Here is a 17,310-nt window from a genome sequence, read left to right as displayed (position 1 = left end):
GGCCGCGCTCACTCTCCAGGGCCGGTTCCGGGGTCGTTCCCGGGGCCGGGCCCGGGGTCGTTCTCGGGGTGGGGCCGTGCGGGTCGGTCCTCCGGGGCGGCCAGGGAGGCCAGTCCGGCCCGGGCTTCGGCCGCCCAGCCGGGGGCCTCCCAGCGGTGGGCGATCTCCTGGGCCTGCCGGAAGTGGGCGGCGGCCTCGGCGGGGCGGCCCAGATGGCGGGCGAGGTCGCCCAGGGTGAGGGCGACCGGGCGGGCGGCGATCGAGGTGGAGGCGGCGCCCGCCACCAGGTGGCCCAACGGGCGGAGCTGGTCGAGGAGTTCGGCGGCCTCCTCGCGTTCGTCCAGGGCGATGACCAGGTCGGCGCGCAGTTGCAGGAAGAGCGAGCGGAAGTAGTCGGCCGGGATCTCGCGGCGTTCGCCCCGGGCCCGGCGGGCCTCGTCCGGGCCGTGGCCGGCGGCGAGCAGGGCGAGGGCGGTGACGTCGGCGATCAGGTGGCCGTACTGGGCGCGGTGCTCCTCGATCAGCGGGAGGATCTCGGCCAGCCGGCCCTGCCGGTGGGCGATCACCACCCGGATCAGCGCGGCCAGGCCGCCGGCGTGCAGCGAGGCGCGGGCGTGCAGTCCGGCCAGGCCCTGGTCGTAGAGGGCGGTGGCGGCGTCGATCCGGTCGGCGGCGAGTTCCAGCATGCCGCGCTGGAACAGGGCGACGTCGGCGAGTTCGGCCAGCCCGTAGCGGTGCGCGATCTCCTCGCCCGCGACGAGGTGGCGGCGCAGCGCGGGCAGGTCGGCGCGGGCGGCGGCCGCGGTGGCGGCGAGGTGTTCGGCCTGCCAGCGGTAGGCGGGCAGGTCGTGTTCGGCGGCCAGCGCGGCGAGTTCGGCGGCGGTGCGGTCCCGTTCGGCGGAGGCCAGTTCGTAGTCGCAGGACCGGGCCCGGGCGGTGAGGGCGAGGCAGAGCAGGCGCGGGTCGCCCTCGGCGCGGGCGATCGCCACGGCTTCGGCTCCGGCGTCGGCGAGGCGGGCCGGGTCGACGCAGTCGAGTTCCTGGGTGAGGGCGTCGAGGAGGCGGCAGCGGGTGACGGGCGGCAGGTCGGTGCGGCGCAGCAGCCGGGTGAGCTGGTCGACGGCTTCCCGGTCGAAGACGCCGTAGGGGTGGGTGACCCAGGGGGTGGGTTCGGTCCAGGCGGTCCAGGCGGCGATCAGGAGTTCCTCGCGGCCGCTCTCCCGGGCGGTCCGGAGCGCCCGGTCCTTGGTGGCGATGGCGGCGGTGACCTGCCCGGCCCGGACCTGGGCCCGCAGCAGGGCGCCGAGCAGCTCGATCCGGCGGGCGGGGCGGTCCTCGCCGGGCTGTTCGGCGGCCCGTTCGAGGTTGTCGACGGCCTGCCGGAGCAGGCTGACGGCGCTGGGGTGGGCGTAGCGCCGTTCGGCGGCCTCGGCGGCGCGGACGCAGTGGTCGACCGCGAGGGCGGCGGTGGCGGTGGTCGCGGCCTGGGTGAAGTGGTGGGCCAGCGCGGTGAGTTCGCCGGGGCGCAGGTCGTGCAGGGCGTGGCCGATCCGGCCGTGCAGGCGGGCCCGGCGCAGGCCGCCGAGGTCGGCGTACAGGGTGTCGCGGACCAGCACGTGCGCGAACCGGACGGTGCCGGGCCGGGGTTCGAGCAGCAGGCCGCCCGCGACGGCGGCCTCGACGGCCTCGGTGGCGGTCTCCTCGTCCTGCTCGCCGGCCCGCAGCAGCAGGTCGACGTCGCTCTCCCGGCCGGCCACGGCGGCCAGCCGCAGCAGGTCGACGGCGGGGGCGGGCAGCCGCTCGAACCGGCGGCGCAGCACGTCCCGGACGCCCTGCGGGACCTGCCGCAGCGCGGTCGACTCGTCCTCCAGCGCGAGGAGTTGGGCGCTCTCGGCGAGGTAGAACGGGTTGCCGCCGGTGCGTTCGGCCAGTGCCCGGACGGTCTCGGGGCGGACCGGGGCCGCGCACACCGCCTCGATCAGCCGGCCGGCGTCCGGCTCGGCGAGCCCGCCGAGCGGCACCCGGACCGGCGAGCGGCGGGCCAACGTGGCCAGCACGTCGGCGAGTTCGCCCTCGCCCGGGCGCAGCGCGGCCACCAGCAGCAGGCCGCCGCCCGCGCCGAAGGCCGCCTGGTCGGCGGCCAACTCGCCCAGCAGTTCCCGGGTTTCCGGGTCGGCGGCGTGCAGGTCGTCCAGCAGGACGGCGAGCGGCGCCGCCCCGGCGGCGGCGTGCAGCCGGGCGACCACCGCGCGGTGCAGCCGGAACCGGCCCGACAGCGGGTCCTGGCGGTGGGCCGGCTCCTGCGCGGCGGCGAGCAGCGGGGCCAGCAACGGGTCGGTGGCGGTGGCCGGTTCGTGCCGGGCCAGCTCGCGCAGCACCTCGGTCCACGCCCAGGCCGCGGGGGCGCCCGCGCTCTCCGGGCAGCGCCCCGTCAGCACCCGCCAGCCGTCCGCCAGCAGCTGCTCGCGCAACCGCCCCAGCAGCGTGGACTTCCCGGCCCCGGCCTCCCCGCTGACCAGGGCGAACGCCGCCGCACCGCGGGCCCGCGCCGCCGCGCCCCGCAGGGCGGCCAGCTCCTCCTCCCGCCCGACGAACACCTGCGGGCGGCCGTCGGCGCCGGGCTCGGCGCGTCCGGGGCGCTCCGGCCGCGGGGCCGGGCCGGAACCGTCCACCGGACCGGACGCGCCCATCGGGCTTACCTCAGCTGCCCCGCCTGCGCCGCTTGCACCGCCCGCGCCGGGACGGGCCACCGCCCCGTTCGCCGGGCCGACTTGACGCGGCGTCAGCTCTTCGGTGCGCTGGTGCAGGATCGCGGACTCGACGGCGGTGAGCAGCGGCCCCGGGTCGAGGCCGAGTTCGGTGGCGAAGTAGCCGCGGGCGCGGCGGATCGCGGCGAGTGCGTCGGCCTGGCGGCCGCCGTGCCAGAGGGCGAGGGCGAGCAGCCGCCAGGCCTGTTCGCGCAGGGGGTGGTCCTCGACCAGGGCGGCGGCGTCCTGCGCGGCGGGGCCGGGGCGGCCGGCGGCGAGGTCGGCCTCGACGGCGGATTCCCGTGCGGTGGTGCGGAGTTCTTCGAGGCGGGCGGCTTCGGGGGCGGCCCAGGGCCGGTCGGCGAACTCGTGGTAGGCCGGTCCCTGCCAGAGGGCGAGCGCCTGCCGGAGGGGTTCGGCCCCGCCGGTCCGGGCGGCTGCGGCGAGCAGGTCCTCGAAGTCCCCGACGTCGGTGCGGATGCCGCGCAGCGCGTAGCCGCCGGCTTCGCTGACCAGCAGCCGGGCCTCCTGGCGGGGGCCGCGGCCGGGTTCCAGCAGGCGGCGCAGGTTGGAGACGTACGCCTGGAGGGAGGCGGCGGCCTTGGCGGGCGGGCGGCTGTCCCACAGGTCGTCGATCAGCCGTCCGGCGGGGACGGCGGTGCCGCGGGCGACCAGCAGGTGGGCGAGCACGCCGCGCTGGCGCGGGCCTCCCAACCGGGCGGCGGCCCCCGCCACTTGCGCCGTCAGCGTCCCGAGCACAGTGATCCGCACCATCGTGGGGCCGAGCCTATGCGATGGCCGGGCGCCACCGTCGCCCACCTGCGCTCCAAGTGGGTTCCAAGCCGCGCCAAGCCGCGCCGGGCGGCGTCCGGGCGGCGACCTGGAGGCGTCCCACCGGCTGTGGACGGCACCCCCGGCGGCTCCCGGGCGGCCGCCGGAGCCGTCCCCGTCCGGGCGTTGTGACGGGAGTGACGCGTGGGACGAGTGGACGACTTGTGCCAGGGCAACATCCGTCCATCACACCGGACTTCCGCGCTCCGCCCGGGCACGCCAGAGTAGAGGTGTCGGCAGGGGAGAAAGAGCGAAGAAAGCGAATGCCGGCAGCACGGGACCACACACCGGGAAAACCCGGAAAGTGCCGCAGCAGAATCTATTTCCCGAGGGAGAGACAATTCCGTGAACGCCACCCGTACGGCCCGAACCGCACTCGCCGGACTGCTCGTCGCCGGCCTCTCGACCCTGGTCGGGCTGGCCGTCCCGGTCCTCTCCTCCCCGCCCGGCAGCACCACCCGGGCCGGTGGCCCGGAGGTGTCCGCCACTTCCGGCCCGTCGCCCACCGCCACGCCGTCCGCGCACAGCGACGACGTGACCTGGGGCCAGTGACCCACCGATTACGCCAAGGAGCCCGCCATGCACGCCACTTCGAACTTCCTCGCCGATTCGCCGGAGTCCGCGGAGCGCACCGACCGCGTCCTCGGTGACACCCGCCGCAACCTGAACCAGGGCTGGGTCGTCGCCTGAGAAGGCGCCGGGGGGAATCCCCCACCCGGCGGCCGGTGAACGGCTGCCGCGCGGAGACCGGAATCGCGATCCACGACCACGGAAAAACGGAAACACCGACACACCGAAATACCGACACACGACCACGGAAAGGGGTGGACGACGTGAAACGCAATCACCACATGTTCGCCGGGGACGATCCGCACTTCTACGACCACCCCGTGGACCGCGCCGAGAAGCGCCGGTTCGCCGCCGCCGACCGTCCCGCCCCGGCGGGCTGGCGGAGCCACCAGGACGGGTCCTGGTTCTTCCTCACCCCCGAGCGGGCCGAACTGCCCGACCAGGGCTGGAAGATCCACGTCTCCGCGGTGCCGGCCGAGGCCGCCGAGGTGATCGACCTGGTCTCGGCGTACTGCCTGGAGGCCGGGCTGCCGCACAAGTTCCTGGCCACCCCCCGCATCCACCACCTGAACAACAGCAAGTACGCCCGCCGGGGCAGCAGCGGCAAGCTGATGACGCTCTACCCGGCCGACGAGGCCCGGCTGCGCACCGTGCTGGACGGGCTCGGCCCGCTGCTGGCCGGCCGCCGCGCCCCGTACGTGCTCGGCGACCTGCGCTGGCAGGACGGCCCGCTGTACCTGCGGTACGGCGGCTTCCTGGAGCGCTGGTGCACGCCGGAGAACGGCGAGCGGGTGCTGGCGATCGCGGCCCCGGACGGCACCCTGGTGCCGGACCGCCGCGACCCGTACTTCACCCTGCCGCCCTGGCTGGAGCCGCCGGAGTGCGTCGCCGAACAGCTGCGGGCCGACGAGGCCGCGGCCGCCGGACAGCCCGGACTGCCCTACGCGATCGAACGGGCGCTGCACTTCTCCAACGGCGGCGGCGTCTACCTGGCCCGGGAACGGGACGGCGACGGCGGCGACGGCGGGCCGGTGGTGCTGCGCGAGGCCCGGCCGCTGGCCGGGCTGGACGGGGCCGGCCGCGACGCGGTGGACCGGCTGCGCACCGAGGCCCGGGCGCTGCGGGCCCTGGCGGGGCTGGAGTTCGTGCCCCGGCTGATCGACGAGTTCACCGTCTGGGAGCACCACTACCTGGCGGAGGAGTACGTCGAGGGCGAGACGCTGCGCCAGTTCCTGGCCCGCTCCAACCCGCTGACCCGGCCCGAGCCGTCCGCCGAGGACCTGGCCCGGTACACCGCGCGGGCCCTCGACATCATCGACCAGCTGCAGCGGGCGGTCGACGGGATCCACGCCCGCGGGTACGCGTTCGGCGACCTGCACCCGGCGAACGTGCTGCTGCGCCCGGACGGGCGGATCTGCCTGGTCGACTTCGAGGTCGCGCACCGCCCCGGCCTCGACCCCGAACCGGCCGTGGCCTGCCCCGGCTTCGTCGCCCCGCACGCCCCGTCCGGCTTCGCCCGGGACGACTACGCGCTGGACTGCATCCGGCTCTCGCTGTTCCTGCCGTACACCATGCTGCTCGACCTGGACCCCGACAAGGTGGACCAACTCGCCGACGCCATGGCCGAGTTCTTCCCGGTGCCGACCGCCCACACCGAACGGGTCCGGCGCGGCCTGCGCCGCCCCGGCCGGACCCCCGGCGCAGGCCGCTCGGCCGACGCCAACCGGACCCCCGACGCCGGCCGAGCGGCCGGGCACCCCGGCGGGAGCCCGTTCGACCGTCCGGACGCCGAGGATCTGCCCGGGGCGCTCACCCGGGCGATCCGCGCCGCCGCCACCCCGCAGCGCGCCGACCGCCTCTTCCCGGGCGACCCGGCCGGCCTGAACGACGGCGGCTACACCCTGGCGCACGGCGCGGCCGGCGTCCTGCACGCCCTGCACAGCACCGGGCAGGACATCGACGAGGAGCACACCGACTGGCTGTGGCGGGCCGCCCGCCGCTCCCGCGACCGGCGGCCCGGCCTGTACGACGGCCTGCACGGCGCCGCCCTCGTCCTGCACCGGCTCGGCCGCGAACCGGAGGCGTGGGAGGTCCTCCAGCGCGCCGGCACCACCTCCCCCGGGGACCTGTCGCTGCGCAGCGGACTGGCCGGCCTCGGACTGGTCCTGCACCGGCTGCACCGCGCCACCGGCGACGGCGGCCTGCGCGACGCCCTCGACCGCGCCACCGAACGGCTGGCCGCCGCCCTCGACCCGGCGGCGCCGCCCCCGGCCGGGGCGGGCCTGCTGACCGGGCCGAGCGGGATCGCCGCGTTCTTCCTGCACCTGCACCAGGACAGCGGCGACCCGGCCCACCTCGACCTGGCCGCCCGCGCCCTGCGCGCCGACCTGGAGCAGTGCCGCACCAGCGAGGAGGGCGCCGTCAACCTGCTGGACGGCACCCGGCTGCTGCCCTACCTGGGCAACGGCAGCGCGGGCACCGGCCTGGTCCTCGGCCAGTACCTGCGGCACCGGCCCGACGACGAGGAGTTCGCCCGGGCCCTGGACGGGATCCTGCTGGCCGCCCGCGCCCGGCTGGTGATCTTCGGCGGGCTGTTCCACGGCCGGGCCGGCCTGCTGGCCCTGCTCGCCGAGCACCGCGACCGGCCCGGCGCCGCCGAGCGGATCGCCCGCCAGCGCCGCCTGCTGGCCTGGCACGCCGTCCCGTACCGCGACGGCACCGCGATCGCCGGCGACCAGCTGCACCGCCTGTCCACGGACCTCGCCACCGGCGCCGCCGGCGTCCTGCTGGCCGTCCACGCCGCCGCCGGCGCACCGCTGGACCTGCCCGGCGCCACCCTGCCGGCCCTGGTCGCCGGCCGCCCCTGAGCCCGCGCCGACGCCGGGCCCCACCTGCCCCTCCCGGGCGACCGTCCGGGAGTGACCGCACCTGAAGCTGCAGAACCTGTCCGTCGCCGACACCGACGAGGGCGAGCTCAACGACTGGAGCACCGTCTCCAACCACTGCGGCAGCAAGATCGAGGAAGAGGCGCTCTAAGCCCTCCCCGCCCCACCGCACCACACCTCACCCTGAAGCTGCAGAACCTGTCCGTCGCCGACACCGACGAGGGCGAGCTCAACGACTGGAGCACCGTCTCCAACCACTGCGGCAGCAAGATCGAGGAAGACGCGCTGTAAGTCCTCCCCGCTCCACCACACCTGGCACCACCAACCACCCGATACCCCAGAGGAGTTCACCATGTCCGAGATCCTGAAGCTGCAGAACCTGTCCGTCGCCGACACCGACGAGGGCGAGCTCAACGAGTGGAGCACCGTCTCCAACTACTGCCACAGCAAGATCGAAGAGGACGCCGTCTGATCCTCGCCGGACACCGGCCCCCGGTCGCGCCCCTCACCCCCGTACGGGCGCGGCCGGCCCTCGGCCGGGGCGGCCGGTGCCCTCCCGGGTACCGGCCGCCCCGGCCGTTGCGCTCCCCGTCCTCAGCCCCCGCTCCCGCTCTCGACCCCCGCCCCCAGCCCGCTCCGGACCCGGGAGGACCGCCGTGGCAGACGCCCCGCCCACCCCGCTGTACCGCAACCCCGACTACCAGCGCCTGTGGTTGGCCCACGCGCTGTCCGCGTTCGGCTCGCAGGCGACGTACATCGCGCTGCCGCTGGTCCTGCTGGCGGCCACCCACTCGATCACCGACTTCGGGCTGGTCACCTTCGCCGAGATCGTCTCCTCGCTGTTCGCCAGCTTCCCGGCCGGGGTGCTGGTCGACCGGCTGCGCCGCCGCACCGTGCTGCTCTGCTGCGACCTGGGCCGGGCCGCGGCCTTCGCGCTGTTCGCGCTGGCGGTGCTCGCCGGCCGGGTGAACCTGCCGCTCGCGGTGGGCCTCGCGGTGCTGAACAGCCTGCTCAGCGCCCCGTTCGGGCCGGCCGCCTCGGCGGCGCTGCGGCACGTGGTGCCGCGCGCCCAGCTGACCACGGCGGTGTCGATGGCGCAGGCCCGGTCGGCGGTGGCGACCCTGGTCGGGCCGATGCTGGGCGCCGCGCTGTACGCCGTCACGCCGGTGCTGCCGTTCGTGGTCGACGCCGCCTCGTTCGCCGCGTCCGCGCTGTGCGTGCTGTCGGTGCGGCTGCCGAAGGAGGCGCCGGGCGCGGGGCGGCCGAAGGCCGAACGTCCGCCGTTCCTGCGGGACTTGACCACGGGGCTGGTGGAGGTGCGGCGCAGCGCGTTCCTGCGGTACACGCTGGTGAACGCGGCGCTGGTGAACTTCGTGTTCAGCGGGATCGTGGTGGTGCTGGTCGCGCAGGGCGCGCAGGCCGGGTCCGGCGGCAGCTACCACAACGGGCTGGTCATCGCGATGTCCGGCGCGGGCAACCTGGTCGGCGCGGTGTTCTCGGCCCGGGCCGGGCGGACCCTGGCGCCGCGCACCCTGGTGCTGGCGGTCTGCTGGAGCACCGCGCTGCTGACCCCGCTGCTCGCGCTCGACCACGGGGTGCTGTTCACGGCGCTGGTGATCGGCCTGTGCGGGCTGACCTCGCCGGCCGCGAACGCGGTGATCTCCGCGGCCCGGCTGCACTCCGTCCCGGACCACCTGCTGGGCCGGGTGCAGACGGCGTGCGGGATCGCGCCCGCGCTGTTCGTCCCGTTCGGCCCGCTGGTCAGCGGCGCGCTGCTGGACCGCTTCGCGGCGTCCACCGTGCTGCTGCTGAACGCGGGCGTGCTGCTCGTCCTGGCCCTCTACAGCACGGTCAGCGGCGGCCTGCGCCGGATCCCGGACCTGCGCGAGCCCCGGGCGGCGGCCCCGGCGGCGAAGGGCCGGCCGGTGGAGCCGCGCCCGGTCGCCAACACCTGAACGGGGGGCGTCAGAGCGCGGTGCTGCCGGAGGCCAGGCGGACGGCCGAGAGCGGGACGAAGCCGCCGCTGCCGCCGCCGGTGTCCGGTTCGCCGAGGCGGCGCAGCATGGTGACGGAGATCCGCTGCGCCTGGGCCTTGGCGCGTTCGGTGACCGGCCCGGCGTGCCGGCCGTCGAGGGTGGCGCGCCAGAGCTGGACCCAGCGGCCGAAGTGCGCGGCGGTGAGCGGGGCGACGGCGTGCAGGGCGGCGTGCGGGGCGAGCGCGTTGCCCCGGTAGGAGGCGGTGCGCAGCAGGGCGCTCTCCCAGAAGTCGGTGATCCGCGGGAGGTGCGCCTCCAGGTCGAGGCGGGCGATCTCGGTGAAGTGCGGGCCGATCAGCGGGTCGGCGAAGGCGGCGCGGTAGAAGAGCCGGAGGGCCTGTTCCAGGTCGGCCCGGCTGGTGATGTCCGGCAGTGCCACGGCGGTGTCCTCCTCGTGCTCCCACGCGCTGTCACGGGCGGTGGCGCTCCGCCGCGCCCGCCCGGCCAGGGTACGCCGGGGCGGGTGTCCACGGGCAGGGCCGTTGGTCCCGTCGGAGGTCCCCACCTGGCAGGATGCTGGTCATGAGCTTCCTCCCCGCGGACGACCGCTATGCCTCGATGACCTTCCGCCGCGCCGGGCGCAGCGGCGTGCAGCTGCCCGCCGTCTCGCTCGGCCTGTGGCACAACTTCGGTGACACCCAGCCGCTGGAGGTGCAGCGCGCGGTGCTGCGCCGGGCCTTCGACCGGGGGGTGACGCACTTCGACCTGGCGAACAACTACGGCCCGCCGTACGGCAGCGCGGAGCGCAACTTCGGCTACCTGTTCGCGCAGGACTTCCGCCCGTTCCGGGACGAGCTGTTCATCGCCTCGAAGGCGGGCTGGGACATGTGGCCGGGCCCGTACGGGGACGGCGGCAGCCGCAAGTACCTGCTGGCCAGCCTGGACCAGTCGCTGGAGCGGATGGGCCTGGACTACGTCGACGTCTTCTACTCGCACCGGTGGGACCCTTCCACCCCGCTGGAGGAGACGATGGGGGCGCTGGACACGGCGGTGCGCTCGGGCCGGGCGCTGTACGCGGCGATCTCCAACTACCCGGCGGAGCAGCACCGGGAGGCGGTGGCGATCCTGCGCGAGCTGGGCACGCCGTGCCTGCTGAACCAGGCCAGCTACTCGATCCTGAACCGGGAGCCGGAGCAGGGCCTGCTGGACGCGGTGGGCGAGACGCAGACCGCGCTGATCGCCTACTCACCACTGGCGCAGGGCCTGCTGACGGACCGCTACCTGTCGGGTGACGTGCCGGCGGGTTCGCGGATGTCGGTGGGCCACTTCCTGAAGGAGGAGGCGCTGACGGGGGCGAAGCTGGACCAGCTGCGGGCGCTGGCGAAGGTCGCGGAGGGCCGCGGGCAGAGCCTGGCGCAGCTGGCGCTGTCCTGGGTGCTGCGGGACGAGCGGGTGGTGTCGGTGATCATCGGCGCCTCCAGCGTGAAGCAGCTGGACCAGAACCTGGACGCGCTGGCGGCCGGTCCGCTGACCGCCGAGGAGCTGGCGGAGATCGACCGGATCAGCAAGTAGCACGTGGCGTGCTGAACGGGCGGGCGGCCGGGGAGAGTTCGGCCGCCCGCCCGGGTTCACGGGTGGAGCTTCGGCAGCACGGTCTCGGCGACCCGGTACGCCTCCTCCAGCAGCGGGTTGCCGGAGAGGATGAAGGTGTCCACGCCCAGCTCCTGGAACTCGCGGAGCCGTTCGACGACCTGTTCGGTGGAGCCGACCACGGCGGTGCCGGGGCCGGGGCGGAACAGGCTCATCCCGGGCCACAGGTTGGGGTGCTCCTCCAGCTCCCGCGCGCGGGCCGGGACGCGGCCGCCGTGCTGGCGGAACTGGCGCTGCCAGCCGACGCCGTCCTCGCCGGCCCGGCCGCCGAGCTGGCGGGCGTAGGTGGCCTCGCTGGTGACGTCGAGCAGGCGGTCGGCGGCGGCCCAGGCCTGTTCCTCGGTGTCGCGGACGATCAGGTGCAGGCGCAGGCCGAGCCGCAGGGTGCGGCCGTGCGCGGCGGCGCGTTCGCGGACGCGCTCCAGCTTCTCCTTGAGCAGGTGCGGGGGTTCGCCCCAGGTGAGGTAGACGTCGACGTGCTCGGCGGCGACCTCGATGCCCGCCGGGGAGGAGCCGCCGAACCAGAGCGGGATGTGGCCCTCGCGCAGCGGCGGCAGGTCGCGCAGCGAGGCTCCGGCGTTCTTCAGCTGGTAGAACTCGCCCTCGTGGTCGAAGACTTCGCCGCTGGTGAGGCGCTTGACCAGGTTCCAGTACTCGGCGGACAGCCGGTAGCGGTCGTCGTGCTCGACGTGCAGGCCGTACTCGCGCAGTTGGTTGGTGGAGCCGTTGACCACGTTGAAGCGGAGCCGGCCGGGGCCGTGCAGGTGCTCGAAGGAGAGCGCCATCTTGGCCAGCAGGGTGGGCGAGACCAGGCCGGGGTGGACGGCCAGCAGGGGTTGGAAGCCGGGGCCGGTGGCGGCGGCCAGCGCGGAGCCGAGCGTCCACACGTCGTACTGGTCGGTGGCGAGCAGGGCGCCGGTGTAGCCGAGGCGTTCGACGGTGGCGGCGAGGTGCTGGAGGTAGCCGAGGTCGACCGGGCGGCGGCCTTCGGGCTCCCACGGGTAGTGGCCCTCGCGGGGGATCAGGTACCAGAGGACTTCGGTGGCCATGGTGCTCAGGCCTCCCGGACGGCGGCGGCGCGGGAGATGGCGGCGGCGACGGGCTGCTCCAGTTCGGGCAGGTGGATGTCGGCGACGGTGACGGCCCGGTCGATGAAGCCGACCCGGTGGAAGATGTCGGCGGCCTCCTGCTGCTCGGCGACGAACTCGGCGGTGGCGGGCTCCAGTTGCCAGGGCAGGGCGGCCAGCGCGGTGTGCCAGTCGGCGGCCTCGCCGCCCTGGTCCTCGGCGGCGATGGCGGCGGCCTCGGCGGGGTGGGCGGCGGCCCAGTGGTCGGCGCGCTGGAGGGCGGTGACGATGGCGGCGACGATCTCGGGGCGCTGGACGGCGAGTTCGCGGCGGGCGAAGAACACCGAGCGGTCGGTGATGACGTCGCCGGTGCGGACCAGTTCGCGGAACTCGCCGGTGCGGCGGGCGGCGGCGAGTTCGGCGCCCTGGGCGATCCAGCCGGCGATGGCGCCGCTGCGCAGCCGCTCGGCCTCGTCCCCGGCGGGGCGCTCGGCGGTGATGTCGTCGCGGTAGGAGAGCCCGTGCTGGTCGAGGGCCTTGGCGAGCAGGTGGGTCTGCCAGGAGCCGATGCCGAGCACCACGGTGCCGCCCTTGAGGTCGGCGACCGAGCGCACCGGGCCGTCGGCGGCGACCAGCAGCGCGCCGTGGTCGGGGCGGGGCGCGGAGACGGCGGTGTAGACGATGTCGTGTCCGGCGGCCTGGGCGGTGATCGGCGGGGTGGAGCCGGTGCCGCCGAAGTCGATGGTGCCGTCGGCCAGGTAGCGGCCGGTCCTGGTGCCGTCCGTGTAGTGGTGGAACTCGGCGCTCTCGCCGAGCGGGGCCAACTCCTGCTGGAGGTAGTCGAGTCGGGCCAGGTGGTAGAGGGAGGGGTTGGAGCGGTGCACACCGACGGTGACGGTCATGGCGGTCTCTTTCCTTGGGCGGGGGGTCAGTTGACGTGCTGTGGTGCGGTGTCCTGGTGCACGCCGAGGTCGGCGAGCAGGCGGCGGCGCAGTGCCGCGAATTCGGGGTCGGCGGCGTCCCGGGGGCGTTCGACGGTGACGGTCTCGTCCCGGACGAGGGCGCCGTCGCGCAGGACGGCCACCCGGTCGGCGAGCCGGATCGCCTCGTCCACGTCGTGGGTGACCAGCAGGACGGCGGGCCGGTGCTTGCGGCACAGTTCGCCGACCAGGTCCTGCATGCGCAGCCGGGTGAGCGCGTCCAGGGCGGCGAACGGCTCGTCCAGCAGCAGGAGTTCGGGTTCCCGGACGAGGGCGCGGGCCAGCGCGGCGCGCTGGGCCTCGCCGCCGGAGAGGGTGCCGGGCCAGGCGTCGGCGTGGTCGGCGAGGCCGACCTCGGCCAGCGCCCGGCGGCCGGTCTCCTTGGTGGCGGCGCCGCGCGGCAGGCCGACGGTGACGTTGCCCAGGACGCGCTTGGACGGGATCAGCCGGGGTTCCTGGAAGACCACGGTGCGCGAGGGCGGGACGAGCACGGTGCCCTCGTCGGCGCGGTCGAGGGCGCCGAGGATCCGCAGCAGGGTGGTCTTGCCGGTGCCGGAGGCGCCGAGCAGGGCGAGGAACTCGCCGCGGGCGATGTCCAGGTCGACGCCGTCCAGGACGGCCCGGGTGCCGAACACCCGGCGCAGGCCGCGCAGGTGGACGGCGGGGGTGGTGGGGGTGCTCATCGTCCGGCCCCCTGCCGTCCACCGGTGGGCCGCCAGGGCATCAGGACGCGTTCCAGGACGCGGACCGCGCCGTCGGCGGCCAGGCCGAGCAGGCCGTAGATCAGGATGCAGACGGCGAGCACGTCGGTGCGGGAGAAGTTCTGCGCCTGGGCCATCAGGTAGCCGATCCCCTCGGTGGAGTTGATCTCCTCGGCGGCGATCAGCGCGATCACGCTGAGCGTCATCGACAGCCGCAGCCCGGACAGCAGGGCGGGCAGCGCGCCGGGCAGCACCACCTCGCGGACGATCGCCCAGCGGGAGAGGCCGAAGCTGCGCATCGCCTCGACGAGTTTGCGGTCGGTGTTGCGGACGCCGCCGGAGGCGGAGACGTACATCGGGAAGGAGGTGGCCACGCCGATCAGGGCGATCTTCGCGGTCTCGGTGATGCCGAACCAGACCATGAACAGCGGCACCAGCGCCAGGAACGGGACGGTGCGCAGCACTTGGACCGCCGAGTCGAGCAGTTCCTCGCCGAGCCGGAAGAAGCCGGTGACCACGCCGAGCACCAGGCCGGCCCCGGCGCCGAACAGCAGGCCGAGGGCGGCCCGGGTGAGCGAGGTGGAGAGCGCGTCGCCGAGCTGCCCGTTGCCCCACAACTCCCCCACCGCTTGCAGGACTTGGCCGGGCGAGGCGAGCACGTCGGGGGTGAGCGCGCCGGTCGCGGAGGAGATCTGCCAGGCGGCGATCAGCGCGAGCGGGCCCAGGGTGCGCAGGGCGAGCGAGACGCCGCGCGGCCGGGCGGCGGTGGCGCGGGCCCGGGGGGCGACCAGCCCGGCCGCCCGGGCCTGCTCGGTGGTGACGGTCATTTCCCGCTCCCGGCGAGGGAGTTGACGTCGAGCAGGTAGGGCTTGACGTCGACCAGGGTCTTGGTGACGCCCTGGTCGGCGTAGAACTTGGCGACCACCGCGAACCGGGCCGCGTCGGCGTCGGTGATCGGCGAGTCCACGGCGCGCTGCTTGCCGAAGTCGACGGCGATGTCCTTCTCGGCGGGGGTGACGGCGGTCGGGCCGGCGTCGGTGAACACGTTGAGGTAGGCGGCCGGGTCGGCCTTCTCCTTGGCGCCGTTCTCGTGCAGGTAGCCGTAGAACGCCTTGACCACCTCGGGGTGCTTCTCGGCGAAGGACGAACGCACCGCCCACACCGCGTAGTTGTCGCTGCCGACGGCCTTGCCGTCGGCCAGGAAGTGGGCGTTCGCGTTGGCGATGGCGGGGATCGAGAAGGTGCCCCAGGTCGCCCAGGCGTCGACCTGGCCGGAGTTGAAGACCCCGGAGGTCTGGTCGGCCCGCAGGTAGACCCGCTGCACCTGGTCGGCCGGGATGCCGTTCTTCTCCAGGGCCTTGAGCAGCAGGTACTCGGAGGTGCCGCCCTGCGAGACGGCGACCTTCTTGCCGACCAGGTCCTTGATCTCCTTGATCGGGGAGCCGTTCTTCACCAGGATGCCCTCCCCCGCCTGGTCCGGTTCGGTCTGCGCGAACAGCTTGAAGCCGGGCTTCTGGGCGAGCGCGGCGACGGCCGAGGTGATCGAGCCCTGGGCGACGTCCAGCTGGTCGGCGTTGAGGGCCTGCGCGGCGGGGGCGAACGGCCCGGCGCTGCCCGTCCACACCACCTTGGCGTGCGCGGCGGCCAGCGCCGCGTCCAGCGTGCCGTCCTTCTTGCCCTTGGCGAGGAAGCCGGAGTTCCCGGGGTCGGGCACTCTCAGCACCACCTCGGCGCCGCCTTTTCCGTCGGCGGAGGCCGAGGCGTCCTTCGCGGACGAGCCGCAGGCGGTCAGGGCGAGCGCGGCGGCGGCGGTCAGGGCGGTGGCGGCGAGCAGGGTGCGGCGGCGGGCGGGGGTGCGCATGGGGTTCTCCAGGAAGGGCGGCGGGTCAGGAACGGGCGGCGAGCAGGGCGCGGGCGGCGGCCAGCGGGGCGGGGTCGGCCCAGGCGTGGACGTCGACCCGGTCGGCGAGGAAGCCCTGGGCGTGCAGGAACTCCTGCTGCTGGGCGAGGAGTTCGAGGCGTTCGGCGGACAGGTCGGGGTGCAGGGTGCGGTGGCTGCCCGCCGCGTAGGCGCCGGCGACGCCCTCCGGCCCGGCGCCGGTCTCGGCGCCGAGGATCCGGGCCACCTCCGCGGGCCGCTCGGCGGCCCAGTCGGCGGCCCGCAGCAGCACGGCGAGGAACCGGGCCACCAGTTCGGGGTGCTCGTCGAGCAGGTGCTGGTGGACGGTGATCGGGCGCGGGGTGCCGTTGTTGACCCGGTGGCGGCGGTCCGGCAGCGCGTCCAACTCGACGGCGGGGACGGCCCCGTGGCGGCGGGCGGCCTCCACGGCGAGCGCGCCCTTCACGTACACGGCGTCCACCCGGCCGTCGGCCAGCGCGGCCAGCTCGGCCTCCCACTGGCCGCCGCTGCGCCCGGCCTCGACGTCCACCCACTCGGCGTCCGCCGGGGCGAGTCCGGCCGAGGCCAGTGCGCCGTGGTGCCCGGCCAGCGCCATCGCCCGCCAGAAGTCGATGGCGATCGGGTGCCGGGGCACCGCGAGCCGGCGGCCGCGCAGCCCTTCGGCGGAGTCGATGCCGCTGCCCTCCCGGACGAGCACCGCCTGGCGCTCCTCGATCCAGGTCAGGCCGATCAGCCTGGTCCGCTCGCCGCGCGAACGCGCCCACAGCGCCGGGACGTTGCCGCCCTCCCGGAACAGGCCGGTCAGCGCGTGGGTGTAGTGGTGGTCGGCGGCGACCTCCGGCGGGACGTCCTGCAGCGAGCGCACCGCGATGCCCTCGGCCGCGAACTCCCGGGCCAGCCAGCCCTGGTCGGCGGCGATGCCGGTGGCGGTCGGCACGGGGCAGCGGGTGAACCACAGGGTGTCGGGGTACGGCGGCGCGGCGGGGGGCGTGCTCATGGCGGGGCTCCGGAGATCGGCAGGAGGCGCGCGGGCGTCGTTCCACATGGCGGGAACGGCCGGGCGGGGAAAGGGGGTTCGGGGAGCGGTCAGCGACAACAGGAGGAGTGGCACCGGTGCGGCTTCACGGTGGACCCCCTCCTGCTCGAACCGGCTGACGGACCGAGCGTTCCACCCGTCCGGGGGCGGAATCAAGCCTTGCCAGATGATGGGACCAGCTGTTCACGGCAGGCCGGACAGCCGCAACACTGCCGACACACTGCCGTCGTGATCACTCCCATATCCTGGAAACGGCACGGGAGTTGCCCGTCCACGAGCCGACCCGGAAGAGGTGCGATGCCCGGCTCCGGAACCCTCTCCGCCCCGCCGGCCGGTGCCCAGGCGGTCCACCGGGCCCTCGGCCTGCTGCACTGCTTCCACGACAACGGGCCCGACCTCAGCGCCTCCGAACTCGCCCGCCGCACCGGCCTGTCCGTCTCCACCGCGCACCGCCTGGCCCGCACCCTGGTCGCCACCGGCTTCCTCGACCAGGACGAGCACACCGCCCGCTACCGGCTCGGCCCGGCCGTCGCCGAACTCGGCCAACTCACCTTCCACCAGCGCGGACTGCACCTGGCCGGCCCCGAACTCGACCTGCTCGCCCGGCGCACCGGCGCCACCGCCGACCTCGCCATCCGCTCCGGCCCGCACGCCGTCATCCTGGTCGGCGGCTCCGTCCTGCCCTCCACCGGCCTCGGCCTGCGCCGCCCGCTGCACTCCACCGCCCTCGGCAAGGTGCTGCTCGCCTGGCCCTCCCCCACCGAGACCCCGCTGCGCGGCCCGCTCCCCGCCTACACCCCGCACACCCTCACCGACCCCGCCGCCCTCGACGCCGAACTCGCCCGCACCCGCGACCGCGGCTACGCCCTCAACGACGGCGAATCCGCCCCCGGCATCCGCACCCTCGCCGTCCCCGTCCTCGACCGCACCCCCACCGCCCGCTTCGCCCTCGCCGTCCGCTCCACCC

The 17,310-nt window shown here is 75.4% G+C and carries 14 protein-coding genes; 6 read left to right on the top strand and 8 right to left on the bottom strand.

Going from position 1 to position 17,310, the window contains the following annotated elements; all coding sequences use genetic code 11:
- Window positions 1-8: 8 nt before the first annotated feature.
- Entirely contained in the window at window positions 9-3,521 is a 3,513-nt protein-coding gene (locus tag IH44_RS0117365; RefSeq protein WP_232794978.1) for a BTAD domain-containing putative transcriptional regulator, read from the bottom strand.
- 402 nt (window positions 3,522-3,923) lie between these two features.
- Here IH44_RS0117365 and IH44_RS0117360 point away from each other — a divergent pair, with 402 nt between their 5' ends.
- The 4 genes from IH44_RS0117360 (at window position 3,924) to IH44_RS41130 (ending at window position 8,988) form a co-directional block, all read left to right on the top strand.
- Entirely contained in the window at window positions 3,924-4,130 is a 207-nt protein-coding gene (locus tag IH44_RS0117360; protein WP_030460490.1) for a hypothetical protein, read from the top strand.
- Window positions 4,131-4,411: 281 nt separating this feature from the next.
- The gene (lanKC, locus tag IH44_RS0117350) at window positions 4,412-7,015 is read left to right on the top strand and encodes a class III lanthionine synthetase LanKC (RefSeq protein ID WP_157852354.1); all 2,604 of its coding nucleotides are present in this window, start codon (window positions 4,412-4,414) and stop codon (window positions 7,013-7,015) included.
- 370 nt (window positions 7,016-7,385) lie between these two features.
- A complete protein-coding gene (locus IH44_RS47280; RefSeq protein ID WP_198545003.1) occupies window positions 7,386-7,505 on the top strand; it encodes a class III lanthipeptide in 120 nt (39 codons plus the stop codon).
- 184 nt (window positions 7,506-7,689) lie between these two features.
- Window positions 7,690-8,988: an MFS transporter gene (locus tag IH44_RS41130; protein WP_035955449.1), complete on the top strand. Its 1,299-nt coding sequence runs from the start codon at window positions 7,690-7,692 to the stop codon at window positions 8,986-8,988.
- Window positions 8,989-8,998: 10 nt separating this feature from the next.
- Here IH44_RS41130 and IH44_RS0117335 read toward each other — a convergent pair whose 3' ends face one another.
- Window positions 8,999-9,448: a group III truncated hemoglobin gene (locus IH44_RS0117335; protein WP_030460488.1), complete on the bottom strand. Its 450-nt coding sequence runs from the start codon at window positions 9,446-9,448 to the stop codon at window positions 8,999-9,001.
- 143 nt (window positions 9,449-9,591) lie between these two features.
- Here IH44_RS0117335 and IH44_RS0117330 point away from each other — a divergent pair, with 143 nt between their 5' ends.
- Window positions 9,592-10,581, top strand: a complete 990-nt coding sequence (locus IH44_RS0117330) for an aldo/keto reductase (protein ID WP_030460487.1) — start codon at window positions 9,592-9,594, stop codon at window positions 10,579-10,581.
- Window positions 10,582-10,637: 56 nt separating this feature from the next.
- Here the strand turns inward: IH44_RS0117330 and IH44_RS0117325 are convergent, their stop codons facing one another.
- The 6 genes from IH44_RS0117325 to IH44_RS0117300 are packed head-to-tail and all read right to left on the bottom strand — an operon-like array spanning window position 10,638 to window position 16,304.
- Window positions 10,638-11,708, bottom strand: a complete 1,071-nt coding sequence (locus tag IH44_RS0117325; RefSeq protein WP_030460486.1) for an LLM class flavin-dependent oxidoreductase — start codon at window positions 11,706-11,708, stop codon at window positions 10,638-10,640.
- A gap of 5 nt (window positions 11,709-11,713) precedes the next feature.
- The gene (locus IH44_RS0117320; RefSeq protein WP_035955447.1) at window positions 11,714-12,628 is read right to left on the bottom strand and encodes an ABC transporter substrate-binding protein; all 915 of its coding nucleotides are present in this window, start codon (window positions 12,626-12,628) and stop codon (window positions 11,714-11,716) included.
- 26 nt (window positions 12,629-12,654) lie between these two features.
- Window positions 12,655-13,389 carry an ABC transporter ATP-binding protein gene (locus IH44_RS0117315; protein ID WP_030460484.1) on the bottom strand — a complete coding sequence of 245 codons (735 nt, stop codon included), beginning with the start codon at window positions 13,387-13,389 and terminating at the stop codon, window positions 12,655-12,657.
- On the bottom strand, window positions 13,386-14,234 hold the full coding sequence (locus tag IH44_RS0117310; RefSeq protein ID WP_030460483.1) for an ABC transporter permease: 849 nt from the start codon (window positions 14,232-14,234) through the stop codon (window positions 13,386-13,388). Before IH44_RS0117310 ends, IH44_RS0117315 begins: the two co-directional genes overlap by 4 nt.
- Complete coding sequence (locus tag IH44_RS0117305; RefSeq protein ID WP_030460482.1) at window positions 14,231-15,268, bottom strand: ABC transporter substrate-binding protein; 1,038 nt, start codon at window positions 15,266-15,268, stop codon at window positions 14,231-14,233. The genes IH44_RS0117310 and IH44_RS0117305 overlap by 4 nt, the downstream gene beginning before the upstream one ends.
- 25 nt (window positions 15,269-15,293) lie before the next feature.
- Window positions 15,294-16,304: an ABC transporter substrate-binding protein gene (locus IH44_RS0117300; RefSeq protein WP_030460481.1), complete on the bottom strand. Its 1,011-nt coding sequence runs from the start codon at window positions 16,302-16,304 to the stop codon at window positions 15,294-15,296.
- Window positions 16,305-16,640: 336 nt separating this feature from the next.
- Here IH44_RS0117300 and IH44_RS0117295 point away from each other — a divergent pair.
- Window positions 16,641-17,310, top strand: a 670-nt coding sequence (locus IH44_RS0117295; protein WP_030460480.1) for an IclR family transcriptional regulator, incomplete at its 3' end; no start/stop codon positions are given.

It is taken from the genome of Kitasatospora sp. NRRL B-11411 (assembly GCF_000721345.1).
In the GTDB taxonomy this organism is placed as follows: domain Bacteria; phylum Actinomycetota; class Actinomycetes; order Streptomycetales; family Streptomycetaceae; genus Kitasatospora; species Kitasatospora cineracea.
This window is presented reverse-complemented; position numbering and strand designations above follow the sequence as displayed.

Bases quoted from the DNA above. Each gene is read 5' to 3' on its own strand.
- IH44_RS0117365 (WP_232794978.1), bottom strand. From the start codon at position 3,521: ATGGTGCGGATCACTGTGCTCGGGACGCTGACGGCGCAAGTGGCGGGG.
- IH44_RS47280 (WP_198545003.1), top strand. From the start codon at position 7,386: ATGTCCGAGATCCTGAAGCTGCAGAACCTGTCCGTCGCCGACACCGAC.
- IH44_RS0117330 (WP_030460487.1), top strand. From the start codon at position 9,592: ATGAGCTTCCTCCCCGCGGACGACCGCTATGCCTCGATGACCTTCCGC.
- IH44_RS0117325 (WP_030460486.1), bottom strand. From the start codon at position 11,708: ATGGCCACCGAAGTCCTCTGGTACCTGATCCCCCGCGAGGGCCACTAC.
- IH44_RS0117320 (WP_035955447.1), bottom strand. From the start codon at position 12,628: ATGACCGTCACCGTCGGTGTGCACCGCTCCAACCCCTCCCTCTACCAC.
- IH44_RS0117315 (WP_030460484.1), bottom strand. From the start codon at position 13,389: ATGAGCACCCCCACCACCCCCGCCGTCCACCTGCGCGGCCTGCGCCGG.
- IH44_RS0117310 (WP_030460483.1), bottom strand. From the start codon at position 14,234: ATGACCGTCACCACCGAGCAGGCCCGGGCGGCCGGGCTGGTCGCCCCC.
- IH44_RS0117305 (WP_030460482.1), bottom strand. From the start codon at position 15,268: ATGCGCACCCCCGCCCGCCGCCGCACCCTGCTCGCCGCCACCGCCCTG.
- IH44_RS0117300 (WP_030460481.1), bottom strand. From the start codon at position 16,304: ATGAGCACGCCCCCCGCCGCGCCGCCGTACCCCGACACCCTGTGGTTC.